The following is a 24,938-nucleotide window of genomic DNA, read 5'->3' as shown; positions in this document are numbered from 1 at the left end:
GTTGAGGTATTAGTTCAGCATTAAGGTGTCGGCGTTATTGAACGCGCTGTAGCTGGACGTGATGACAACATCCCCTGCGTTCAGGCCACTTAATACTTCGAAATAGTCGTTGTTCTTTTTGCCCAGACGGATCGACTTTCTGATGGCTTTATTGCTCTCTTTATCAAGCACAAAGACCCAGTTTCCACCGCTTGCAGAGAAGAAGGCGCCACGGCGTAGCATCAAAGTGCTGGCCTGCGCATCCCCTAAATGCAACTCCAGCTCAACGCTCTGACCGCGCTTGAGTTGGGTCAGCTCAGTGGGCAAGTCGAGTTCGACCTGGAACTTGGCGTCTTTCACCCGGCTGTCTATCTTGGTCACAGTCAGTGCAACGGGTTGACCATCGAACAAAGCAATGGCCTGCATATCAACGGCCACCTGGTTGAGGTAGTACTCGTCAACTTCTGCAACCAGTTTGTACATATCGGGAATATCAATTTGACCCAGGCGATCGCCTCGCGCTTTAGATTCACCAATCTCCGCGGCCAGTTCGCTGACATAACCATCTGCCGGGGCACGAACGAGCAGGTCTTCGAGGTTTTTACGTGCAAAAGCCAGGTTTTTCTGCAGCATCTGAGCGCTGTCTTCAAGCTGCTCAATCTGGATATTGCGGATCTCATTTTCCGCTTTTTGACGTTGCAAAGTGAGCTCTCTGCGCTGCTCGTAGTAGGTCAGGTCTTGCTCTAATGTGGCAATCTGGTCTTTGGTGATCGCACGGTGTGTTTGTAGTGCCAGCGCTTGATCCAGCTTACGTTTCAGGTGCTGGATTTGATGTTCAATTTCTAACAGGTCGCGACGCAGGTTCAGCTTGTTGTTCTCCATCGTCATCTGAGTATTACGTAAAAAGTTAAGCTGCTCAGTGACCTGGGCTTCTCTGCTGATCACGTCGAGTTGCAACGACATGTTAGACAGACGCACCAGAGGTTGGCCTTTGGTGACGAAATCGCCGGGTTCCACATGTTTTTCCTCAACGCGGCCACCCGAGAGGGTATCGAGCAAAATAGCGCGCTTAGGGGCAATACTGGCTCTGAGCCTGATCTGCTCGGTAAAGGTGCCTCGGATCACTTCTGAATGAACCAGGGTGCTTTGATCTATGGTCTGTGTCTGTCCCTGTGAGCGGCTATCCTGATAGGCGTAGCTAATTGACAGTAAACTGCCACACAGACCTGCCCAGATTAATGACTTCTTTAGTTTAGTGTTACGTGAAGTAGTAATTTTCTTATCCATGCTCATGGGCTTTCCCCTTTGGAACCTAAAGTGAACTTTGTAGATTAAATATACTTGTCGGACGGGGGCTTAGTTAGCTGTAAAATACAACAGGATCATGATGGCGGGCGCAGAAAAGGGCTACCCATCCATGGGCGGCCCGTGTCGGTGTTTGGTCTGTGAGGTAAGGCGTCAGACGAGCTTAACGTTCCCTTGTCCCTCTATATTTAAAAAGCGGTTAAACATATGACTGAAGCGGTTTCCTTCGTGCATTATCATCAATAAAGCCGCATTTTGTGTGTAGTCATTAATGATCTGCAGAATATCGCTTTTGCTGGCATCGTCGATGTTGGCCAGTGGCTCATCAAGCAAGTAAACACTGGCTGTTTTAAGCAGGCATATCGCTATCTGACACTTTTTCTTCTGTCCTTCAGACAGACGTTCAAAGGGCTTATCTAAACATTCCAGTATGCCGAGTTTTGCAATCAGTTCGTCTGCTTTTTGGCGATCGCCGCCTTGCGCGATAATGCGGTCAATATTGTCCCCTACGGTGCCAGGCAGCAGGCCAAAAGGATATAAAGAGGCGCTGATGTGTGACATCGCCGGTTTTGAGATCTCGCCCTGGTTCGGCGTGTAAAAGCCTGTCAGCAAATGTGCCAGGGTACTTTTACCAGCTCCGTTAGGACCACTGATCAATACGCGGTCGCATTTATCAACCGTCAGGGTGGTGCTCTTTAAGATGGGTTTGGCCTGAAAATCGAAGTCGACATTGTTAAAGCTGATCGTGTCGCTGTCGGTGAGCGGAGTGTGCGCATCGGCATCTGTGGCCAGCGATTTAAATTCGGAGTAGCGGTCCAGTAATGCGTCTAAGGTTGCCAGGCGGGGCACCAAGGCTGAGAGTTGCTCAACGGCATTGATGATCAGGCTGAAGGCGCGTGTCAGGGCAAATAAGGAACCTATGGTGATCACACCCAGAATGACCTGAAATCCCGCGACTATGATAACGGCTAACTCTGTGTAAGAGAGAAAAACGGCACTGATTGACTGATACAGGGCACTGTAACGGGTATTCTTATACTGGGCATCCAGTGAGGCCTGCAAACCTGATTTAATGGTGCTCTGCGCCGTTTTATTTAGCGAAAACAAGCGGACATGCTTGTAACTGTCGACAACGGTCGCCAAAATCGACTTAAACTGCGCTTCAGATTCCTGTAATTGTTTGGTGCTGTCACTGATCTTACCGCTGAAGCGATTCGCCAGAAAGTACAAGCAAGGCAAGATGATGGCCAGCGCCAGCGTGATCTCCCAGCTGATCCAGATGGCTACCGAAATACCTGAAATACAAATAAAGATACAGGTCGTAAATGCAACCAGGGTATCTATCATTTCTGAGAGTTTTTTCGGCTCATCATAGAGGCGGGAAATATAGTAGCCACGACCATGATGGGTGATCTCCTGGCAGTCATGCTGATAGTAGCTATTGGCCAGGTCGACCGATAATTGTTCCTGTAAGGTATTTTTGATTTTCTGTCTTGTCAGTGTGGTCCAGTAAATAAGCAGGCGACCACCGGTGGCAACGGAGGTCACAATAATGGCTAACCACATAAAGAACGACTGATTACCTTCATTGATGGCATCAATCAGCCATTTTAAGGCGAGCGGATCGACAACAGTAAAAAATACTGCCTGAATTGCAGTCAGTACCAGCAACAAGGCCAGCCGAGACTTTTGCGGGGCCAGTAATTGCCCGGCGGTTTTTAAGTTCGATTTACTGATAGGCATAAAAACACTTCCTATATAACCCCGGTTCACCGGGGATTGTGTGGGCAGTCTGATATGGCCTGACTGCCTCCCTCATTTTTTACAAATCATGCATGAAGCGATGACCACCGGTAGCAAGCCTGTGCAGCATCATGCCAATGCCCGAAGAGCCAAACGCATAATCCACAGATAAGCGCACAGAGTGACGGCTTGGGTAGATTTCACCTTGCTGACGGTCGATGGAGAACAGCGTTAATCGTTCACTGATCTCGCAGGCAACCTGACGATAGTGATTATTTTCAGTGATTTGATAGAGGTCGATGAAAAACTCAACGATGCCTGAGACACCAATAAACTGGCCCTGGTCAACTGAGTAGCGAGAATATGCCGACAGTGCAATCGACTGTGCGAGTTCAAGGTAGCTGGCATCGCCTGTTTCTCGATAGAAGCGGATCACCACGGCACCAATGCCTGCTGCACCATGCTCCCAGTAAGGCAGAACGGTTGTGCTGTCTACCGTTTTACCCCATTGATATTCGCCCTCATCGGTGAGGCCGGCCTGAATATCGTGCGCCAGCGCCGCTTTGGCAAACTCCAGTGTCGCTGTGTTATGGGTCAGCTTGGCCAGATAGAGCAAGAACAGGGCGACTCCGGCGCTGCCGTGTGCAAAGCCAACCGGGGTTTCTTCCTCTTCTGCAACGGGAAAGTAGCAACCATGCTCGGTGTCGCAAGCGCGCAGTTGAAGTTGCTGTGCAATGGACTCGGCATGCTCAAGGTACACCGCGTCGTGATAGCGGGTATACAGCTTCAGACACATATAGCCGATACCGGCCAGACCATGTGCAAAGCTTACCGCATCAAATTTATTCATTGACTCAAGGGCATAGTTGGCCCAGCGCTTTGCCTGTACTTCTCGGTCGAGTTCGAGTTCGGCCAGTGCCATACCTGCGTATCCAACGAACAGGCCTGCAGTGGAGGTTTGAGTCTCAAAATCGGCGATTTTCTCCAGCAAATGGGGCGGTACATCATGCCCTGTTTTGGCCATAAACACGGCGGGCCCATAGTAGCCATAAGTCAGTGCCAGAGGGTGAACATCAAATGCCGTGTAATCGATGGGCATAAAATGTGGGTCGATGTTGGTCTTGATCCCGTGTGCAATAAACGTGGCGATTTTATTCACCCGAAGCGAAAAGTCCTCAGCATGTGCAACGGGGTGTTGAGCGTAATCAGGTAAGGCCGTTATAAAGTGCGCGCTGTTATTCGCACTCTGTGGATTGGCGGTCGCGGCAAGCTTATCTAATGCGCTGTGTGCTTGCTCAGGTTCACCATCGGCCAGCTTCTGAATGACTTCGATCAAATAGGGGTTTAGTGCGCAATCACTTTGGAGTTTGTGCAGTAGTTGCCACCGCTTTTCAGGGGCTAGGGAGAAAATATGCAGCGCCGGAAAAATCATACTGTACAGCGCCATGGCCAGAGCAAACCAGTCGCCTTTATAGGTTGCACCGGTATCCATAAAGTCTTCGTTACTAAACCCGGGGGTCGTCAGTAAAGCCCGTTGCATCTGAGCATTTTGCTCCGGATGATAGGCACCTTCGAAATCTATGAATCGGATTGTTTTAGCCTGTTCGTCAACCAGGATATTGTTTGGTGATACATCGCCCAAGACCACGCCGCGTCGATGCGCTTCTGTCACTGCTGCAATGGTTTCGCGTGCGATCCAGATAAAATGCTGTTGGAATCGCTCAGCACTGGCAACGTCTGCGACAAATGGCACCAAAGTGACTTCTTTTTTACCGCGATAATTGCGTAGCGGCGTGCCGTCAATGTATTCCTCAACTAAGAATGAATGTTCCCACTCGGTAAACCAGTCTATGGCGGTTGGAAAGTAGCGGCTACTGCTGAGGGTTTTGATCACGTTAAATTCGTTCAGCAGTACTTGGTCGGCGTACATCGCGCCCTGATCTGCCACGCTGGAGAAGTGCACGTAAGGCCGTGCTTCTTTCACGACAACCGTCTGTGAAGTTTGCAGATCTTTTGCTTTGTACACACCGCCACTATTAGAAAAAGACAGTGCCTCAAGTACTTCATACCTATCATTAAGGGGCGCGATACTTTCATCCGTGCTGGCTGTAAGTTCAAAGGGTTCCTGTACCCACTCAGGCAATGTATAAAAGGCTTCGCGTTCATCTTTGATAAGCGTGCCATCAGGCTTTTTGATACAGGCAACCTGGCTGCCATCCGCTTTTTGTTGTGGCAATAATTTAAAACCACCATAACGGTAATATACGACCTTACTGTCTTTATAACGCTTATCTGACAGGATATAAGGGCCACTAAATGCTTTTGTTGCCTCATAAATGGCTTGGATCAGTTGTTTAAATATGGGCACACTGCGTGGGTAAATGGTGATGAGTTTGCCAGAGCTTCCTCTGCCGGTGGCTTTAGATGCCATTTGGTTGGCGATGTCCTGGCGGCAAATAACTTTAAATGATGTGTCGAACTCTATACATTGTTGCAGGGTTGCGCGAATGATTGCTAGTGCATCTTCGCTAGAGGCTGAAACGTGAATTTTAAAGCCCTGCTCGGGTAGTTGGTGATAGCTGGGGGTTGCCGAGAGCCAAATACTATGATGCTTGGTTGACCAAGATTCTGGGACTATTGACGAGACTGCCTGCGCAATGGTTTCGTCTGGCTTCATGATAGCGGGTTGAGTAAAGTACTCATTGTCACCCAACATATAAGAGTTATTATACATACCGACACCTGTTGTTATTTAAAGTTTTTTGAATAGCAAGGAGCTGAGCAAACAGGTGGTGTGCACTCTTGGTCAGGCAATCCATTATTAACCCGACCCAGAGGTATCTGAAAGAACTTATCTCCTTTCAGACTCAGTCACTGTTTTTATCTCAGCCCAGCCATAGAGCACTTAAAGTGCTTTTTCCAGTCTGCTGCCACAGTGATTGGAAATGGTGCTCCATTCCTGGATCTCTGCGTTGTCATTACCTGATGCGATGCTTTGTAGTTTTAATACGTTGTTCATTTTTTATCTCCGATATAAAGTTATAATTGTCAGGCTTATTTAAGCTGAGAGCTGCCACAGTGGTTAGAAATAGTGCTCCACTCTTGGATTTCTGCACTGTCTTTACCTGCTGCTACTGCTTGTAGTTTCAATACGTTGTTCATGTTTTATCTCCGATATAAAGTTGTAATTGTCAGGCTTATTTAAGCTGAGAGCTGCCACAGTGGTTAGAAATAGTGCTCCACTCTTGGATTTCTGCACTGTCTTTGCCTGCTGCTACTGCTTGAAGTTTTAATACGTTGTTCATGTTTTATCTCCGATATAAAGTTATAATTGTCAGGCTTATTTAAGCTGAGAGCTGCCACAGTGGTTAGAAATAGTGCTCCACTCTTGGATTTCTGCACTGTCTTTACCTGCTGCTACTGCTTGTAGTTTCAATACGTTGTTCATGTTTTATCTCCTATATAAAGTTGTAATTGTCAGGCTTATTTAAGCTGAGAGCTGCCACAGTGGTTAGAAATAGTGCTCCAGTCCTGGATTTCACCGTTGTTGTTGCCAGATTGTACTGCTTGAAGTTTTAATACGTTGTTCATGTTTTATCTCCGATATAAAGTTATAATTATCAGGCTTATTTAAGCTGAGAGCTGCCACAGTGGTTAGAAATAGTGCTCCAGTCCTGGATTTCACTGTTGTTTTTGCCAGATTGTACTGCTTGAAGTTTTAATACATTGTTCATAATGATTCTCCGTTTATTAAATTGCTCTGTTTACCCTGGTTTCACAAAGGTGGCTTGATAATTTTGCTGTTTTATCAAAGCTCAAGCCGTCATTAATTATTTCATCTTTTTTAATGTTGCTTGATATATTCATCTTTATCTCCAGGGCGGTTTTTTGTAACAAACTAGGTTTTATCTTCTTGGCGCTAGCCAGTGATTAAACAATAGCAATAATCGGTTTTTTTATAAGCTGGCTTTTATTACAGGTTTCATTCATTTGTTCGTTTTTTATTTACTGTTCATATAATACTTTTTCCTAGCTGTATAATATGACAGGTCGCATTGTCTTAATTATGTGGGAAGGGGAGATGTGTACCTGCTATCGCATGCTGATCACGCAGTCACTGTCACAATAAGAAAGAGCGCATTCGTTACTGACAATACGCAGAGTTAAGCGTTACAATATTGCCACTTAAATGGAGCGGGTTGCCCACGCAATGGAAAGGCACTCCTATGCTCTTCGTGGTAGACAACAGATTAGAAGAGATTAATGTTATGGCATTGACTACAGTTATACTTGCCGCGGGTAAAGGCACTCGCATGCGTTCAAAATTACCTAAGGTATTGCACCCTGTTGCAGGTCGCCCAATGGTGCAGCATGTGATTGATAATGCCAGCGCGTTAGGTGCCAGTACCACAAACCTTGTTTACGGTCACGGTGCGGAGCAATTACAAGCGGCACTGCAACACAATCAAGTAAATTGGGTACATCAGGCAGAACAGCTGGGTACCGGCCATGCGGTAGCAGTTGCAAAAGAACACATCGCTGACGATGATACTGTGCTGATTCTATATGGTGATGTACCGTTAACGCGCTTATCCACCTTGCAACGCCTGCTGGATGTAACGCCAGAGCGAGGTTTAGCGGTATTAACAGTAAATCTCGACAATCCCACGGGATATGGCCGTATGATCCGTGAAAATGGCAAACTGGTCGGCATCGTTGAACAAAAGGATGCAACAGCCGAGCAGCTGGCAATCCAGGAGATCAACACAGGTATCATGGCGGCTAATGGTGGCTTGTTAAAAAAATGGCTGGGTCAGCTGTCCAATAATAACGCACAGGGCGAGTACTACCTTACCGATATCGTTGCGATGGCACACCAAGATGGCGTTGAGATAACCTCTGCACAGCCGGATGACGCGATGGAAGTGGAAGGGGCTAACAACCGTGTCCAGCTTGCCGGTTTAGAACGTGCCTATCAGGCTTGGCAGGCAGAAACCCTGATGCTCAATGGTGCCAGCCTGGCTGATCCGCAACGTATTGATGTGCGTGGTGAAGTGACAACCGGTCAGGACGTTCAGATTGATGTGAACGTGATTTTTGAAGGCCAGGTCAAACTGGGTGATGATGTGGTGATTGGTCCAAACTGCGTCCTGAAAAACTGTAAGATTGGCAATGGGGTGGTGATTAAAGCCAACACCTTAATAGAAGAAGCGACCGTCGGTGATGCTTGTACTTTGGGTCCATTTGCCAGACTGCGCCCTGGGGCCGTGATGGAAACTGATTCCCACATAGGTAACTTTGTCGAGATGAAAAAGTCGCGTCTGGGTAAAGGGTCTAAAGCGAATCACTTAACTTACCTGGGCGATGCTGAGATTGGTGAAAAAGTGAATATTGGCGCAGGTACCATCACTTGTAATTATGATGGCGTTAATAAATCCAAAACCATTATCGGGGATGGTGCTTTTATCGGGTCAAACTCGTCGCTGGTTGCACCGGTTGAAATTGGCAAAACAGCGACTGTAGGCGCCGGGTCGGTGATCACCACCACCGTGGACGATGAAACGCTGGCGGTTGCCAGAGGCAAGCAGCGAAACATTGGTAATTGGCAACGGCCGACAAAGAAAAATTAATTAAAACGGGAGCTTACGCTCCCGTTTCTCATTCTGGTGCGAGGGAAATTCGAGACGTCATCTCGTGAGTTCCTTTCTGCACGCCAAAGTGGTACATTACTCGGGGTTAATTAAAATTTAACAATAAAAAACGCAACCAATCGGGTGTTAGGAAATTATGGAAAATCTCTTTAGAAAAGAAGTATTAGAGAGTAAAAGACACCGACTAGAAGGAGCTGTAAGTTTAGTTCAACCACCGGTGTTCAGGACACTGGCTTTACTTATCCTAATCGTCGTTGTTATTAGTATCATCTTTCTGGCAAGTGGCAGTTACGCGCGCAAAGAGCGCGTCTCTGGTGTTATTGAACCTAATACCGGCGTGTTAAAGCTGGTTGCCCCACAAACGGGGATCATTGCTGAGGTGCTGGTGTCTGAGGGGGACTATGTCGAAGCCGATCAGCCCCTGTTGCGCGTTGCTTCCGCCAAGCACAGTACCCAGTCACTGGAATTAAACCAGGCGCTTCTTAATCAATATGGTTTTCAGCTGCGTAATTTGCAGCAACAAATTAGCCAACAAAAACGCCAGCATATCCTTGAGCTGACAGAGCTGCGACAGCAAAAAGCCACCGCAGAAGCACGCCTGAAAGAGTTAGATAACCAGGCCAGCACGTTCGAAAAGCGACTTAAGTTAAATCAGCAAATGGTGGGGCAGATCAGCACGCTTAAAGGGACTGGCTATATTTCTGAACTCGAATTACAACGTCAAAAAGACACCCTGTTGTCTTTGCAGCAGCAGGCGTCCAGTATTCAGTCGGAACGGCTGACGCTGGCTTCGCAAATTCAGCAATACGACACTGAGCTGGAAAAATTGCCACTGCAACACGATGACCGCCTCAGTCAGCTGGAATCTCAGCAGGCCGATCTGCAGATCCAGCTATCTTCTGTGGAGCAACAACGTCTTGGGGAATTGCGCGCACCAAAAGCGGGTGTGGTGACCGGGCTACTGGGCAAGGTTGGTAAAAGCGTGAATGCGGGGCAAAACCTGTTGAGTATCTTGCCGCAGGGCAGTCAGATGCAGGCGATTATCTATGTGCCGACCTCTTCGTTTGGATTTATCAACCCCGGTCAGGAAACCAAGTTGCGCTACCACGCTTTCCCTTATGAGAAATTTGGTATTTATAACGGCACCATAGAGCAGGTCAGTAACAGTGTGATCCTGCCAGACGAAACCAGCACCCCGGGGGTCATTCAGGAACCTGCTTATCGGGTCGTAGTGGCACTGCAGGAGCAGCAGATCTCCGCCTATGGCAAAGCAACGCCGCTGCGCGCCGGGATGATGCTGGATGCCGACATCATTGTCGAAGAACGCTCTTTATTGCGTTGGTTATTTGATCCCGTGTTTAGTATTAAAGGACAGCTGTAGGCTGCAACTACAAGAATAAAAAGGCTTTTTATGCACGTTGAAGACGAATCTCCGGTACAGCAGTTACAGTTCTGGTCAACAAAGTCACTGCCTGTTATTTTGCAATCTGAGGCCGCCGAATGTGGCCTTGCCAGTCTCGCCATGGTGGCGGCTTATCATGGTTATCACAGTGATCTCACCACACTAAGGCAAAAGTTCAGTATTTCCATCGAAGGGGCAACCTTGCTGGATATTATGCACTTTGCCGAGAAACTGGAAATGAGCTCACGGCCATTGCGCATTGAATTAGAAGATCTCGATGCCCTGCAAACACCCTGTATCCTGCATTGGGATATGAATCACTTTGTGGTGCTGAAAAAGGCCAATGAAAAACGCATCGTGATCCACGACCCGGCGTCGGGCGAGAAAACCTTCACCATGGCGGAGGCCTCTAAGCACTTTACCGGGGTCGCGCTTGAGTTGACCCCAACCAAGAGCTTCGAAAAGAAAGAAAAGAAACCCAGCTTACATTTCTCGGATTTCTGGAGCCGTATTACCGGGCTGAAACGCTCGCTGACGCTGATTTTCCTGTTATCTATCTTACTGCAGGTGTTTACGCTTGCCGCGCCCTATTATATTCAGCTGGTGATCGACGATGTGATCCTGACCGGGGATACCAACCTGTTGACGGTGCTCGCCACCGGCTTCTTCCTGGTGCTGGTGTTTGAAATCGCCACCAATGCGCTGCGGGGCTTTACCTTGCTGCACTTTGGTAACCAGATGAACATTCAGCTCGGCGCCAACTTATTTCATCATCTGGTACGTTTGCCCATCTCTTATTTTGAAAAACGCCACATGGGTGACGTAGTGTCCCGCTTTGGTTCACTTCAGCAGGTCAAACAAATTCTCACCACCGGGGTGATTGAAGCAATCATTGACGGGCTGATGGCGGTGATCACGCTGGCGATGATCTTCTTTTACAGCCCCACGCTGTCGGCCGTCGTGTTAGCGGCGGTGGTGGCCTACGCCATTGTCCGGATTGCGATGTACAGACCATTTCGCAATATCAGCGAGCAGGAGATCATGGCGCGTGCGGAGGAGAATTCCAACTTTATGGAAACCGTGCGGGGCATTCAGACCATTAAACTGTTTGGCTCAGAAGTAAAGCGCGAAGGCCAGTGGCAAAACCGCTACGCCAATGCTATCAACCAGAGTATTCGCCTTGGTAACTTTCAGATTGGCTATGACGCCATCAACCGTGCGCTGTTTGGCATTGAGAATATTTTGGTGGTGTATCTGGCGGCGCACTTAGTGCTCGATGGTGGTTTTAGTACCGGGATGCTGTTTGCCTTTATGTCGTATAAACGCCAGTTTATGGACAAAACAGCCAATCTGATCGAAAAGCTAATTGAATTTAAAATGGTGGGGCTGCACTTTGATCGTATTGCCGACATTGCATTGACCGACAAAGAGACTTTGCAACCGGATCAGGTGAAGCAGCATCAGGTGAAGGGTCAGATTGAGCTACGCAATATTAGCTTTGCTTACTCAGATGCCACACCTAACGTACTGAATGAGCTGAACCTGACTATCGAAGCGGGTGAGTCTGTGGCGATCACCGGGCCTTCTGGCTGTGGTAAGTCGACCTTGCTGAAAATTATGCTGGGTCTGAACCAGCCAAAAAGTGGTGAAGTGCTGATCGACGGCGTACCTATGGAGCAGATAGGTGCGCGTCAGTATCGTCAGCAAATTGCCGCGGTGATGCAGGATGATGAGTTACTGTCTGGCTCCGTGGCCGATAATATCGCCTTCTTTGACACCCCGATTGATATGGAGCGGGTCGTCTACTGTGCTCAGCTGGCTGCCATTCACGATGACATCTCTCAGATGCCGATGAATTACGACAGCCTGATAGGCGACATGGGTTCGAGCCTGTCTGGTGGTCAGAAGCAGCGTATTATTCTGGCGCGTGCCTTGTATAAACAGCCCAAAATTTTGTTTATGGATGAGGCAACCAGCCACCTGGATACCAACCTGGAGTCAGATATCAATGAGGCGGTATCGCGTCTTGATATCACCCGGGTGATCATTGCACACCGCAAAGAGACCATCGCGTCGGCGGACAGGGAGGTGCGCCTGAAAAAAGCGGATGTGCCTGACCCATATACGCAAGAGGAAGAATCTGTGTGCGAATAATACCTCTGCCCATTGTTTTTATTTTGTAAAGTTTGTGACTTTTTGCGGTTGAGTCAGTAGGTGTTTTAGGTTAACGTCAATTTAGATCATTCAGGTACAGATAACACAGCGTGCATCAGTGATGCACGCGAGTCGCCAATATTATGATAACAATAACGAAAGACGATTAGATTAAGGATGAACATGCCAGAGCAAATTTCATTGTCGACGCAGCAGCGTGACACCATCAGGACTCTTCTGAAGATTATCACTGACAAGGTCAGTACCAATATACAAGATGCCCAGTTACCCAATGGGTTGCTAAGTGGGTTAGCAGGTCAACTGCTGTTTTTATATAAAGCCTATGAATACGATGCGAGTCTGGTCGACGAGGCCCTGTTCAGTGAGAAACTTGAAGCCTTGCAGGAGGGCTTGGATCAGCAAACCTTTGAGCTGAGCAATGGCCTGGCCGGGCAAGCCTGGATGCTGGAGTATCTGAATCAGGCGGACCCCGAAAACTACGACCCTGAACTGCTAGAAGAAGTAGACGAGTTGTTCCGCGCCTCTCTGGATATTCAGCCCTGGCAGGGTGAAATCGAAATGGTACTGGGGTTGTCCGGGTTTGCACCCTATGCGTCTCGCCGTGCCAAACAATCTGATCAAGCTGCTTTGTATGAGGTCATTGTCAGCGGCCTGGAAAGTACCGCCACGCGTTTGGATAATGGCCATATAACCTGGTCGCAACCACAAGAGTCGGTTTACCGGTTTAATAAAGATGAGCCCACAGAGCCCGAGTATAACCTGGGTCTGGCCCATGGTGTGCCAGGTATCATCGCCGCCCTGCTGCCTGCGGTACATATTCCAAGCTTGCAGGCGCGTGTGACCACCTTGTTATTGGGCGCGTGTGACTGGCTGTTAGCGCAGCAGAGTCCCGACAGCACATCGCAAGCGTGCTTTGGTTCTTGCGCCGGAGGTGAACACCATTCGCGGCTGGGGTGGTGTTATGGCGACCTGACGATTGCCATGACGCTGGCACGTGTTGGTCAGCAGCTGGACCGTCCAAGTTATATCGAGCGGGCATTAGACATTGCGCTGCATGCGGCCGAGCGCGATGAACAGTCTGGTCACATTACGGATGCCGGTCTGTGCCACGGCTTTTATGGTATGGCACTGATTTACCAAATTCTTAACCAGTTAATGCCCCACCCACGTCTTGTTCAGGCGATGCAATACTGGGTCGATTATTCGCTACAGCAGTATACCGAGCGGGGTGTCGAGTCCCTGTATGCGTACAATGGGTTAGACAAAGACTATCATGAAGACTTTGGCTTTCTAATGGGGTATGCCGGGATTGGCCTGGCTTTGACCACCTTGTTTGATGATGATACCGGCTGGGTTGATTGTTTGTTAATGGCATAGGGAGTAAGTGATGTCTAAACAGCTAAAAAATGAAGACTTTTTTGTAATTCGTACGCCTCGCCTCGGGCTTGAGCAACTGGCGCAATTTGGCGAGGACAATGCCGATACCAATGTCGTGCTGGCTGCCTGGCTGGCCACACCGGGTGTTGAAGAAGCCATTTACCTTGCCAGCCCGTCGTTACTGGAGCGAGTTGAACAGTGGCGCACCAAGCCCGACTCAAAGCAAGGCAAAAAGGTTGCCCATGCGCTCATCAAATACATGGTTCGAATGTGCTCCCGGCCCACGCCATTTGGTTTGTTTTCCGGCATTCATCAGGGCCGCATTGAGCAGCACACCGAGCTGAATGTAGCCGAGCTGACTCAGGATAGCCGTAAAACCCGGCTCGATATGTTTTATCTGAACGCGCTAAAAGAGCACTTTATCAAGCACGCTTCTCGCTCAGATACACTGACCTACAAACCCAACTCCTCACACTACTTTATTGCCGAGCAGTGTCGCTACATAGAAACGTATTTGTCTGAAGAGACCATGCAGTACCGCCTCAGCGCCGTGGAAAGTGACGAGTACTTCCGATTTGTGCTGGAAGCTGCGCGTGAAGGCAAAAGTTTTAATGCGCTGGTTGCGCAGTTTTGCGCCCAGTATGACGAAGCGGATCGGGAAGAGGTAGAAGCCTATATCCAGGACCTGATTGATGAAGGGGTGCTGCTGGCAGATATCCCCTTGCCACTGACGGGTGAGTCGCCGGACAGGGCACTACTGAAGTCCATCACCGCCATCGAAGAGTTTGAGACGGCTGACAAACTGGCCACGGCACTGGCGCAAATTGATAGTCTGGATTCACAGAAAACGGGTGACATCAAACCTTATAAACAACTGCTGGAGCATCTGCAAAGTTTGCCGGTGAAGGTCCAGGAGAACAAGCTGTTCCAGAGTGATATTTATCGCCACTTTAACGACTGCCAGCTGGCAGCGCAGGACGTATTACGACTGCAAAAACAACTGGAACTGATCGCCGGACTGAGTGTGTCCGATCAGGGCAATGCGCTGAGCCAGTTTATGACCAAGTTTAATGCCCGTTTTGAGGGCCAGTTTGTCGCGCTCGATAAAATCCTCGACGATGAGTCTGGGATCGGCATTTCCACCGAAACCGGCTATGAAGCCCCGCTGGTAGCCGGGCTGAACCTGGCGCGCAGTGGAGCGGGCCAACAGACTATGCCTGAAGTCAGCGTACTGGATGGCATTGTGGAAGATGCCCTGAGTCAGCCACAAAACCGCGGTAAAGACTGCGTGGTGCTGCGTGCTAAAACCCTTAAGCAAAAAGTCACGAACAAAGACGCGGTAGCCAAGTTCCCTTACTCCTTTGCGGCCATGGTGAGCTTGCATCAGGATGACAAGGGCAATGCGGTCCATAAGTTTAATGGCTGTTATGGCCCGTCTGCGGCCAACTTGCTGGGACGTTTCTGCCATCTGGATGATGGCCTGAAAGACAATGTGGTGGCGCACCTGGCCCGTGAGCAGGCGCACAGCAGCGACGTGATTTTTGCTGAAGTGGTGCACATGCCGGAAGGGCGTCCGGGCAACGTGATTGCGCGCCCGCACTTGCGCCAGTACGAAATTGTTTTCCTCGCCGACAGTGCGCTGGATGATGAGTATCAGATCCCATTAAGTGACTTGTATGTCTGGGTGGAAGGGCAGAAGGTCAAGCTATGGAGCAAGCGCCTGAATAAGCAAGTGGTGCCGCGCTTGTCCAGTGCCCACAACTATTCTGCGCGCAGCCTCAGTGCCTATAAGTTCTTGTGTATGCTGCAACATCAGGATGGCAGGCCACCACAGTTTAAATTGCCAGCGAGTCTGGAGCGCGCTGCCTTTGTGCCCCGACTGATGCTGGACAATCTTATCCTGAATGAAAAAACCTGGCGTATCGACCGAACTGAGCTGGAAGCCGTGAGCAAAAAAGGCCAGTTTGATCGCGCTAAACTGGATGCACTGCTGGATACCTATCAGCTCGACCCGCAAGTAAGCTTTGCTATGTCTGATAACGTATTGCAGCTGGATTTACGTAACCCGGACATGTTTGCGATTTTACTTGCCGAAACCAAAGGCCATCGCCGGGTTGAGCTCAAAGAAGTACTCAGCCAGCATTATCCGTCCAGAGTGGTCGATGCCCAGGGTAATCGCTACAGCAACGAAGTCATTATTCCGTTTATCAATGAGCATGCTCTGGCACATCAGCACTTTAACGATGACCCTTTGGGTAACATCACCGCCGCGCCGTTGAAGCGTCGCTTTAGTGCCGGCTCTGAGTGGTTAAGCCTGAAGATTTACTCGGGTAACTCACTGGTCGAGCAGTTACTGACCGATGAGTTGCTGCCGCTGATAGAACAAAGTGGCGACCTGTACGACAAGTGGTTCTTTATCCGTTATGGCGATCCTGACTGGCACCTGCGTTTGCGTTTTCATGGCGATCCCGGATTGCTGTGCGGTCAGCTGTTGCCCAAACTGAATGCACTCCTCGACCCGAAAGTAGAGAGTGGTGAGTTGCACAAGGTCGAGCTGATGACCTATGAGCGGGAAGTTGAGCGCTACGGCGGACCTGAGTCGATGGCGCTGGTGGAGTCGCTGTTTATGTACGACAGTGAGCTGATAGCAAAAACCTGTGCGTTGATCGACGAGCACGGTGAGGATGTGCGCTGGCGTATGGCGCTGGCACAGACGCATAAGTTATTGGATCTGTTCGAATATGACGATACAACGCGTTTTACTCTGATCAGCCAGTTACGTGATGGCTTTGGCAGAGAGTTTAATGAAACCAGTGTGCTGCGCAAACAGCTGGGTAACCGGTATCGCGATTACCAAGCCCAGCTGGATAAAGACTTTGCCTTGCTGACCAAGCAGACTGACGAGCCTGCGGATGAAGTACAACAGGCCTTGTTTGCTATCCTGTCTCAGTGGTATCAGGCGGCCGAGCCGGTGGTGACTGTGCTCAATCGTATGCTTGATGAGGGCAAACTCAACTGTAGCAAAGATAATTTGCTGGGTTCTTTGCTGCATATGCACAATAACCGCATGTTCAAGGCTTATGGTCGGGAGCAGGAGCTGGTGATCCACGATATGCTGCGTCGTAAGTACTTCTCGGCAGATAAAAAAGCCGACTAAGTAACAGAGCCGTAAAAAAGCGCACTTTGCAGTGCGCTTTTTGTGTTTATGGGGCCCATTGGCTACCCTTGAGTAAAAACAAAATGAAGGATGGCATTATGACCCGAATATTGACTCTCTGGCTCAGTGCCCTGGTTGTGCTGGTGTTAAGCACGCAGGTGCGCTCAGATGACCACAAACCTGCGCCGCTTGCCAAAGAGCTGGCTGTGTTTCAGCCGTTTTTGGGCACCTGGCAGGCGGATTTTGAGGTACCGGCGGGCAAGCCACCGATGCGTGATATCAGTCGCTGGGAGCGTGCACTCAATGGCACTGCGGTGCGTACTTTGCACTCTATCAATGCTGGCATCTACGGTGGAGAGTCGCTGATATTTTGGGATAAAAGCAAAAATGCGCTGGTGTTTTATTACTTCACCACCGCTGGCTTTTATACCCAGGGCACCATAGAGGTGCTCAGCCCCACCGAGTTTGTCGCCTTTGAGGACGTGACCGGCAATCAGGATGGCATTACTCAGGTGAAATCCATCAGTCGTTTTAAGGAAGGCCACTTTACGGTATCGACCCAGTACCTGAAGCAAGACAAATGGACCGAACCTGAGTCGCGTACCTATGTGCGCAGCAATGGATCGGTACAATTTAAATAACCGCTGCGGTCAATCAGTGCGGTCAATAATAACCATAATAAAGAGTTAAACGTGTTCACCTCGCTCAGTATTTCAGGGCTGACTGTGTTTCAGCTGATCTTTGCCTGGCAGATGTGCTTTGCCGCTACCCTGGTGTGGCAAAATCCTCACAGTCGCTGCCTGGTGTTATTTTTTGTTTTTCAGACCTTACTTTGCCTTGCCAACGTGCTTGAAAGCGCTGGCTTTACGCTGGCAGGCTATGTCATCACACCGGCCTTTACTGTGGCCATGGGGCCAGTCTGGTATCTCAGTGTCCGTAATCTGGTCGGTGCATCAACAGATTGCTTGCAGTCTGCCCGTCATCTACTGTTACCTTTGCTGTCGCTAGGGTTGACCGACTATGTTCAGCCGCTGATTGCGCTGGGCAGCATCATGCTGCTGGGCTATCTGGTGGCGTCTTTAAAACTGCTGCGTGATTATCGCGATACGGTGTATCAGGTACATGCCGATGCGGCAACGATGGATCTCACCTGGCTGACCAGATTGCTCGGCGTGTATGCCGTGCTGAGTGTGACGGATTTTGTGCGCATGAATGTGCAGCCCCTCACGCCGATGCCCTGGAAAGCCTACTGGTATTTAGCCCATGAAGTGGGCTTCTTTGCTATTCTGTCGGTGTTGCTGATTGGCGTGATAAAGCAGCCGCAGGTGTTTAATCGTCTGGCCCAATATCAAACCCTCAGTCAGCGTGATGACGTTGCACAGGACACGCAGCTGGCGCAGTCGATATTTGCATCGGTAGACGCACAGGTTCGGGAGCAGGGACTATTTTGTCAGCCTCGACTGAGTATTCAGCATATCGCGGATCAGCTGTCACTGGGGGTGAAGCAGGTTTCGTGGGCCATTAATTCGGTGTCTGGAAATAACTTCTCTAACTATATCAATGAAGTAAGGCTTGAGCAGATTGAAAAGCAATTGGCTGATCCAGCCCATGCTGGGGCGTCGGTGCTCGATATTGCGATGAACAATGGCTTTAATGCTAAGTCGACCTTCAATCAGGCCTTTAAAGCCCGCACGGGAATGACGCCGACGCGTTTTCGACATGGTGCGCTGAAAAACTAACCAAACACCCCTTTTATTCGTTCAGGATCCGGAATCTGGACGAATAAAAGTAGTTTATTCAATACATTGGTTCCTAACTTAAGAGGAGAACCAAATGTATAAAGCCGTTTTTGGACTACTCGGACTCATTATTTTGAGCGCTCAGCAGTCACATGCAACCCCATCCCGTGGCACACCCGGGTATCATAACGATGCATATCAGATCCCTGTATTGCCTGGTCAGGTGCGCGATCCACTGGGCTATTACCACAGCAAAGAGCAGCTGTTTACTCTGGTTGAACGTGAAGACTGGCCTGCGGTGGTTAAACTGGCCAGCGAGCTGACCACAGACTATCAAAACGATGGTGTTACCTGGTATCTGCTGAGCCTGGGGTATCGTCAGCAACAACAGTGGCGGGCAGCCATTGCCCCCCTTAAACGGGCGTTGCGGTTGGGCGTGCGGTTAAAGCGTTTGCCGAAATGGCATGACAACCCCAACGACATGATGGTGACCTTAGCTGAGTTGTATGGTGCGCTCAAAGATAAGCGCAATGCCATGTTGTGGCTTGAGCGGGCACTCGAGGCGCGCTGGGATGACAAACCGGCACTGACGGGCCGCAGCCTGTTTAGCCGCAAGCCCAATCCGCACTTTGCAGCGTTTGCTCAGGATGCCGATTTTCGTCGGCTAGTGGGCGCAGAGCCAGTTGCTGAGTTCGACAGAGAGGCACGCTGGCGTCATGATCTGCATTATCTGGCTGAAGAGATCCGGCGTTTACATGTGTCGGCCTTTCACCGCATGAGCGAGCAGGACTTTGAGCGCAAGGTTGCACAGATTGATAAGCGCATTCCCGCTTTGAGTGACCAGCAGGTCGTGTTTGAACTGATGCAGTTGCTCGGCATGCTGGAAAATGGTCACAACTTCATTATTCCGGCCTGGGGTAAGGCGGGCAACACTCAGCAGTTACCCGTGCAGTTTTATCTGTTTGAAGAAGGGCTGTTTATTGTGGCGGCCGACTCCGACTATCAACACCTCATTGGCAAACAGGTTTTGACGATAGGCAATACCCCGGCATTACAGGCACTGGAAAAAGCCGGGGAGGTTAACCCGCGCGATAATAATATGCAGCAAGCGTGGCTGGGGCCTTACTATTTGAGCCTGACTCAGGTATTGCAGGGACTTGGGGTGGTTGAAGACGCAAGCAAGGTCACGCTGACGGTCCGTGGAGATGATCTGCAAACACAGCAGCTGACGCTGACGCCGCGCGCTATGCAGTTTAATGGCTTTCCAAAGTTGCCACGCCAGCACCCACAGTCAGAGCCTTACTGGTCCAAATTGCTGCCTGAACACAAGGCACTCTATGTGAACTTTAATGCCGTACGTGAGCGCAAGGATGTGTCGCTGGATACTTTTAATCAGCAGCTGCGCGATACCCTGCTGGCCGGGCAGGCGGAGCACTTTATTTTGGACCTGCGTGATAACAGCGGTGGAAATGGCTTCCTGCTGCCCAGTACCATTGCCACCGCAGTGTTGTTTGAGGCTCTGGTACCTAAGGGCAAGCTGATCATCCTGGTTGGACGCAATACCTTCTCAGCCGGTCACGACTTGCTGGTGAGGATCAGTAAGCTGACCAGCCCTGTTCTGGTCGGCGAGCCTTCGGGGACCCGACCCAATGCCATCGGTGAGGCGGGCTGGTTCACCTTGCCCTTCAGTGGCCAGATTGGGGTGATCTCATCCCAGTTTCATCAGCAGGGCGCAGCAGAAGACAGCCGGGTGTGGCTGGCACCAGACCTGCCGGTTGCCCTGACGGCAAAGGATTACTTTGCTAATAAAGATGCGGTGCTGGATGCGGCACTGACCTTAGTATCGGGTAAATCACGCTGATCCTGCTCTGCCTGCTGCACATAAGCGTGCGCCAGCTTGAGTGCAGCTTCACCGAAGATCCAAAACGGCTTGGTTTTACTGTTGATATTCACCGCTACGCTAAGCTGGTGGCGAGGTACCACAATTAACATACTCTGCGATCCTCGCGATACGCCGCCGTGGTGATAGTAAGTAAACGCGGGCTGACCGTTATGCTGGTACTCATGACGACGCCATCCCAGTGCATAGTTTTGCGGGTTGACCTCGCCATGATTCAGGCGCTGTGGTGTCCAGATCTGTTTGCGCACCGCTGGGTGCAAATAATGAGGGTCGAGATAACCACTGCCGAGCCGCACAAGATCACTGGGTGTGCTGATCAGGCCGCCGCCGGCCAGGCGGTGGCTGAGGTTCACTGGGCGCCAGGGAATGTACCGGGCATCTTGTCCGCGACGATTAAAATAGAAGGTTGCCAGCTTATTGCCCTGTGACTCCGTGCCACTGTGGCGCATCCCCAGCGGCGTCAGCACATGCTGCCGGAGCAGGTCGAGATAGGGGCGCTGAGCATGCTGCGCCAGAACCGCACTCAGCAGCACAGTACCATAGCTGGAGTAATAGAATGCATCGCCCGGCTTGGCACGCAGCGGCCCTTCATCAAACTGCGCAACGGCATCCTGCACCCGATCAAACTGGGTATTCAGGCTGAGCGAGCGATACAGCCCGATGCGATCCTGATTGCCTTTGTAATGAGGCAGACCGGCGCTGTGCGATGCCAGCTGGCGCGGGGTAATATCCCGCCACGCCGGGTTGGGCAGCGGGGTCAGGCTGTCTTGTAGCGGCGTATCCAAATTAAAGTTTTGTTCCTGCATGAGTTTTGCCATGAGTGTGGCAGTCACGGCTTTGGAAGTACTGCCAATGCGAAACTGATGCTCAGGTGTGAGCGCCGTTTTGGTTTTGATGTCGGCATACCCGAGCGTGCCCTGCCAGACAAGCTCACCACGATGGGCAATGGCGGCAGAAATACCGGGCGCCTTGCTGGTGGCTCTGGTGGTCTTAAGAATATCAGCGGCCCGGGCGTTGAATGCATTGAGCACTGGCGAATGATGCGACTGGTGTGGCAACGGGCCCCCGGGGAGCGGCGTAGCGCTGGCCAGCACCGGCACTTTTTCCAGGTTGAAGGCATAAAACTGATAGACGGGCCAGCCAAAATAGGCCAGCGCGGTTAAGAGCAGTAATGTCAGCAGACTAAGCAGGCGTTTCATTGTTGATCCTTAATTCGCGATAAACAGGTTTAACTATCTGAGAATTAAGCTTTTAAATCTTGTCTAAAGTGAAAAATGCTGGCCGATTGTGAAAAGATGGCTAAATCCGTGGCTAAATCCGTGGCTAAATAGGTAGACCTGTTCAGGCCATATGTGCGGCAAAAACACCTGTTTTGCAGCGCTTTAATCTTGCATGAAGCTGGTATGGCGCAATATTCCTGCGTATGCTTGGATATTCATCTTGTTATTAATCCATGACTTACCAAGACTGGCCGCAAGATAAACAACACAAGGACCTAGTCATGACACTTGGACAATACATCAAACAACTCAGACAACAAAGGGCGTTGAGCCAGCCGCAACTGGCCTCGCAAATGACGGTTGAGCAGAGCTACCTGTCTAAACTGGAGAACGATCATTCAATTCCTTCTAATGAGGTGTTCAGGAAACTGCTGGCTGCACTTGATCTGGATTTAGGGAGCTTTATGCAAGGGGTTGCTGAGCAGGGGGACAAGCAGAGCCTGGCACAGATCCCGGACATTGAAGCCTGGTACCAAAACCTTGATAAACATAAGCTGGCACGGCGGCGTAGCTGGATACTCATGGCACTGGTGTGTATCTCTTTGGGGTGTGCGCTATTTTACAGTGGCTATCGCACGCTCTTTTTGCCTGAACGCCAGTATGAATACCACTCCTATGGAGAGCTGAGAGACGAAGAGCCTCTCGATTTATACACTCGCTGGCATCGTTACGTGAGTGACGCGGATAAACAGAACCGGGCCGACTATGAAGCGTTGCGACTGATGTATCAGAAGCGCCAGGCGCCGGAGCTATTGTATAGTTTTGACTATCGCGGCAGTGCTTTTGTGGTACAGGTTGATAACGGTCGCCGGTATTTTGAGGTGCAACCTGAGCGTGTGCATCATGTGTCTCGTCCCGGTAATGCCTGGATGCAGTTTATCGGTATCGTGCTGTTTGTCGCAGGTTTACTGGCCCTTTTACTTGAGCGTCGCTACGCCCGGGCTCACTAGCCTGGTCGTCATATACTGCTTAGGCGGGAAAATACGTGCGTAGCGCGATATACTCAGCGTATCAGTAGCAGGAGTGGGTTATGGCCAGGCGCTTATTTTTTGGCATAGGGTTGGATGCACACAGCCGGGCGCACATTAATGCCTGGCTGCGCACTGAAGTGCGTGCCTGCAAAGCACCGACAAAAATGGAGAACTGGCACCTGACGCTGGCTTTTCTTGGTCAGGTGACTGAATCGCAGGAGGCGGACATGGTGGCGTTTGCCCGTCAGCTTACGGTATCCGGCTTTACGCTGACCTTTGCACAAACCGGTTACTGGTCGGGTAACGGGATTTTCTTTTTACGCCCGGAGCCTGAACCTGCACAGTTAAGTGCGCTTGCTGAGCCGTTACGTGATATGGGTGCCAAACTGGGGTTGCATTGTAACCGCTTGCCTTTTGCACCGCATATTACCTTACTGAGAGGGCACAAGGGCGAGCCTGAGGTGCGCTCATCGATTACTCCCTTCATGCTGACTGTCACCCGGTTTCACCTTTATCATTCTTATCGATGCGACACGCGTGGGCTCGTTTATGAGCCCGTGCAATCTTTTGAGCTGCTCTGAACAGCGCTCAGGTGTTGTCTGCGGTAGTCGCCTGGTGTCAGGGCATAAGCTTGTTTAAAGGCGCGGTTGAATGGGCCGATGGAGTTAAATCCGGCATCGTAAGCAATGCTCAGAATGGCCGTGCGGGCATGCGCCAGGTCGCGCAATTGCTCGGCAGCATACGTCAGCCGATACTGATTGATAAAATGAGAGAAGTTTTTGCAGCCAAGCTGCTGGTTGATCAGGGTGCGCAGCTGGTGAGTGGGTATATCAAGGCGCTCGGCCAGCAGACCAATGGTGAGTTCGGGCTCACGATAGATACCCTGTGCCAGCAGGGTTTGCAAAGCCTCATAAGTGGTTAGCCAGTGGGCAGGCACTGGCAGTGTTTGTTGGGCGGCCTGACTGGGGTTGCCGTTGCCTCTGACGGCTGGTCGGGACAATCCGGTGAGTAGTAACAACAGGCAAAAAATAAACACCACATTGGCCAGCAGATAAATGGGATCCCGTCGAATAAGGCTGTCACTGAGCTCAAATCCAACCAGCACCAGGCAGTGCAGCAGGGCAAAGGCGGCCAGGATCAGCCGCATGCGACGACGGCTGTGCACCAGGTCGTCATTAAAATTCGCCAAACAATAATACAAGGCGGCACACATGGCGAATGCTGAAAACAGATGCATCAGTGTATGCCAGTGGGTGTTGCCCCCATAAACCAAAAACACACTGCTACTGGCCAGTACAGCACACCCCAGCAGCCAGCGTCCCCAACTCAGCGTCAGCCAGTGCGGTATACGCAGGGTGATCAGATACCAGGCACAGGCACATAAGATCAGAGGCAGCAGCTCCGTACCTGCAAGAAACAGGTTGCGTAATGGGTTAAAGCGCCACTCAGGCAAAGGCTGGGTAAGCAGCACAAAACACGCCAGGCTGGTGGCCAGGGCTACGCTCAGCAGGCGCTCAAAGTGAGTCAGGCGGGGCCAGTTAAACAGCACCAGCGCGATGAGTAACCCTAGGGCGCTAAAGCGAAAGAACAGATCCGCGAGCGTGACTAGCGCCATAATTTACGCCACAGTCGCCTGAGCAGCCGGGCCACCAGGCTGTCATTTTTAGACGCTTGCATAAATAGCTGCCGGGTGGCCTGATTGCGGGCTTTGCTGACATGTTTGCGGGCACATTCGTTTGCCGCCTGTTGCCAGTCTTCGCGTTTCAGGGCAGCTAAGAGCTTGGGCCAGCGACTACTCAAATTGGTGGTGCCCAGGTTGTAGGCCAGGTCTAACAGCGCAAGCCGGGCGTTCTCAGGTAGCTGGTGGTATGCCCGGGTGTAACCATTGGCGGGGCAGATCAGACGGGCCAGCTCTTGCTCAAAGGCCCGTATCTGCTCCTCAAGCAGGCGCATACTTTCGCTGTGGGGTAAGTGTAAGGTGCAGTGCTGTTCATACCAGCGAGCCGTTTTCCCGGCTGGCAGTCGTTTTAATGTCGTGTACTCTTGCTGTTTTTGTGCCCGACTGGCGGGCTTGTTGGTGCGCTTGTCGCGCAGGCTCAGGCGGGTAAAGGCATCCTGACTGGCGACATGAAAGCCCACGCCTATGGTGGGATTGCCCCGGGTATCCAGATATAAGTGATCGACCACGCCCTCAAAGTGACAAATATGCCGTACGGCGGGCGATGAGGTGCGATGTTTTGATAAAAGGCGTTTCAGCAA

General features: G+C 50.6%; 20 protein-coding genes. 10 read left to right on the top strand and 10 right to left on the bottom strand.

The genetic code is table 11. The annotated features are described in order from the left end of the window. Positions 1–9: 9 nt before the first annotated feature. The 7 genes from L1285_RS19125 to L1285_RS19095 all read right to left on the bottom strand — a co-directional run bounded on the left by L1285_RS19125 (position 10) and on the right by L1285_RS19095 (position 6,475). On the bottom strand, positions 10–1,266 hold the full coding sequence (locus tag L1285_RS19125) for an efflux RND transporter periplasmic adaptor subunit (RefSeq protein WP_235413762.1): 1,257 nt from the start codon (positions 1,264–1,266) through the stop codon (positions 10–12). Positions 1,267–1,437: 171 nt separating this feature from the next. Next, on the bottom strand, positions 1,438–3,027 hold the full coding sequence (locus tag L1285_RS19120; RefSeq protein ID WP_235413760.1) for an ATP-binding cassette domain-containing protein: 1,590 nt from the start codon (positions 3,025–3,027) through the stop codon (positions 1,438–1,440). A 79-nt stretch (positions 3,028–3,106) separates the two neighbouring features. Then, positions 3,107–5,761 carry a class III lanthionine synthetase LanKC gene (gene lanKC / locus L1285_RS19115; protein WP_235413758.1) on the bottom strand — a complete coding sequence of 885 codons (2,655 nt, stop codon included), beginning with the start codon at positions 5,759–5,761 and terminating at the stop codon, positions 3,107–3,109. A 171-nt stretch (positions 5,762–5,932) separates the two neighbouring features. Further along, a complete protein-coding gene (locus L1285_RS19110) occupies positions 5,933–6,046 on the bottom strand; it encodes a class III lanthipeptide (protein ID WP_205623889.1) in 114 nt (37 codons plus the stop codon). 35 nt (positions 6,047–6,081) lie between these two features. Next, positions 6,082–6,189, bottom strand: coding sequence for a class III lanthipeptide (locus tag L1285_RS19105; protein WP_205623888.1), 108 nt, complete (start codon positions 6,187–6,189; stop codon positions 6,082–6,084). 35 nt (positions 6,190–6,224) lie between these two features. After that, positions 6,225–6,332 carry a class III lanthipeptide gene (locus tag L1285_RS19100; protein WP_205623888.1) on the bottom strand — a complete coding sequence of 36 codons (108 nt, stop codon included), beginning with the start codon at positions 6,330–6,332 and terminating at the stop codon, positions 6,225–6,227. Positions 6,333–6,367: 35 nt separating this feature from the next. After that, on the bottom strand, positions 6,368–6,475 hold the full coding sequence (locus L1285_RS19095; RefSeq protein WP_205623888.1) for a class III lanthipeptide: 108 nt from the start codon (positions 6,473–6,475) through the stop codon (positions 6,368–6,370). An 820-nt stretch (positions 6,476–7,295) separates the two neighbouring features. On the opposite strand from L1285_RS19095, the gene glmU reads away from it, so the two are divergent. The 8 genes from glmU to L1285_RS19055 all read left to right on the top strand — a co-directional run bounded on the left by glmU (position 7,296) and on the right by L1285_RS19055 (position 20,389). Further along, complete coding sequence (glmU, locus tag L1285_RS19090; protein ID WP_235413756.1) at positions 7,296–8,657, top strand: bifunctional UDP-N-acetylglucosamine diphosphorylase/glucosamine-1-phosphate N-acetyltransferase GlmU; 1,362 nt, start codon at positions 7,296–7,298, stop codon at positions 8,655–8,657. Positions 8,658–8,814: 157 nt separating this feature from the next. Then, the gene (locus L1285_RS19085; protein WP_235413754.1) at positions 8,815–10,059 is read left to right on the top strand and encodes an HlyD family secretion protein; all 1,245 of its coding nucleotides are present in this window, start codon (positions 8,815–8,817) and stop codon (positions 10,057–10,059) included. Positions 10,060–10,089: 30 nt separating this feature from the next. Beyond that, complete coding sequence (locus tag L1285_RS19080; protein ID WP_235413753.1) at positions 10,090–12,234, top strand: peptidase domain-containing ABC transporter; 2,145 nt, start codon at positions 10,090–10,092, stop codon at positions 12,232–12,234. Positions 12,235–12,417: 183 nt separating this feature from the next. Continuing rightward, the gene (locus tag L1285_RS19075) at positions 12,418–13,632 is read left to right on the top strand and encodes a lanthionine synthetase C family protein (RefSeq protein ID WP_046004107.1); all 1,215 of its coding nucleotides are present in this window, start codon (positions 12,418–12,420) and stop codon (positions 13,630–13,632) included. 10 nt (positions 13,633–13,642) lie between these two features. Then, complete coding sequence (locus L1285_RS19070) at positions 13,643–16,789, top strand: lantibiotic dehydratase (RefSeq protein ID WP_235413752.1); 3,147 nt, start codon at positions 13,643–13,645, stop codon at positions 16,787–16,789. Between the two features lie 98 nt (positions 16,790–16,887). After that, the gene (locus tag L1285_RS19065) at positions 16,888–17,430 is read left to right on the top strand and encodes a hypothetical protein (RefSeq protein ID WP_235413751.1); all 543 of its coding nucleotides are present in this window, start codon (positions 16,888–16,890) and stop codon (positions 17,428–17,430) included. A 51-nt stretch (positions 17,431–17,481) separates the two neighbouring features. After that, positions 17,482–18,528 carry a helix-turn-helix domain-containing protein gene (locus L1285_RS23920; RefSeq protein WP_235413750.1) on the top strand — a complete coding sequence of 349 codons (1,047 nt, stop codon included), beginning with the start codon at positions 17,482–17,484 and terminating at the stop codon, positions 18,526–18,528. Between the two features lie 94 nt (positions 18,529–18,622). Beyond that, entirely contained in the window at positions 18,623–20,389 is a 1,767-nt protein-coding gene (locus L1285_RS19055) for a hypothetical protein (protein WP_235413749.1), read from the top strand. On the opposite strand, the gene L1285_RS19050 is transcribed toward L1285_RS19055, so the two are convergent. Further along, positions 20,323–21,627 carry a serine hydrolase domain-containing protein gene (locus L1285_RS19050; protein ID WP_235413748.1) on the bottom strand — a complete coding sequence of 435 codons (1,305 nt, stop codon included), beginning with the start codon at positions 21,625–21,627 and terminating at the stop codon, positions 20,323–20,325. The two genes, L1285_RS19055 and L1285_RS19050, sit on opposite strands and share 67 nt — an antisense overlap. 302 nt (positions 21,628–21,929) lie before the next feature. Here L1285_RS19050 and L1285_RS19045 point away from each other — a divergent pair, with 302 nt between their 5' ends. Both L1285_RS19045 and thpR read left to right on the top strand, forming a co-directional pair. After that, the gene (locus L1285_RS19045) at positions 21,930–22,658 is read left to right on the top strand and encodes a helix-turn-helix domain-containing protein (protein WP_235413747.1); all 729 of its coding nucleotides are present in this window, start codon (positions 21,930–21,932) and stop codon (positions 22,656–22,658) included. A gap of 80 nt (positions 22,659–22,738) precedes the next feature. After that, positions 22,739–23,260, top strand: a complete 522-nt coding sequence (thpR, locus tag L1285_RS19040; protein WP_235413745.1) for an RNA 2',3'-cyclic phosphodiesterase — start codon at positions 22,739–22,741, stop codon at positions 23,258–23,260. Here thpR and L1285_RS19035 read toward each other — a convergent pair. Together L1285_RS19035 and L1285_RS19030 are read right to left on the bottom strand one after the other, a co-directional pair. Then, positions 23,227–24,294: an AraC family transcriptional regulator gene (locus tag L1285_RS19035; protein WP_235413744.1), complete on the bottom strand. Its 1,068-nt coding sequence runs from the start codon at positions 24,292–24,294 to the stop codon at positions 23,227–23,229. The genes thpR and L1285_RS19035 overlap by 34 nt on opposite strands. Further along, positions 24,285–24,938, bottom strand: coding sequence for a glycoside hydrolase family protein (locus L1285_RS19030; protein WP_235413743.1), 654 nt, complete (start codon positions 24,936–24,938; stop codon positions 24,285–24,287). The genes L1285_RS19035 and L1285_RS19030 overlap by 10 nt, the downstream gene beginning before the upstream one ends.

It is taken from the genome of Pseudoalteromonas sp. DL2-H2.2 (assembly GCF_021532535.1).
Classification (GTDB): Bacteria; Pseudomonadota; Gammaproteobacteria; order Enterobacterales; family Alteromonadaceae; genus Pseudoalteromonas; species Pseudoalteromonas rubra_A.
Note: the sequence above shows the minus strand (reverse complement) of the source record. Positions and strands in the feature narration are given on the sequence as shown.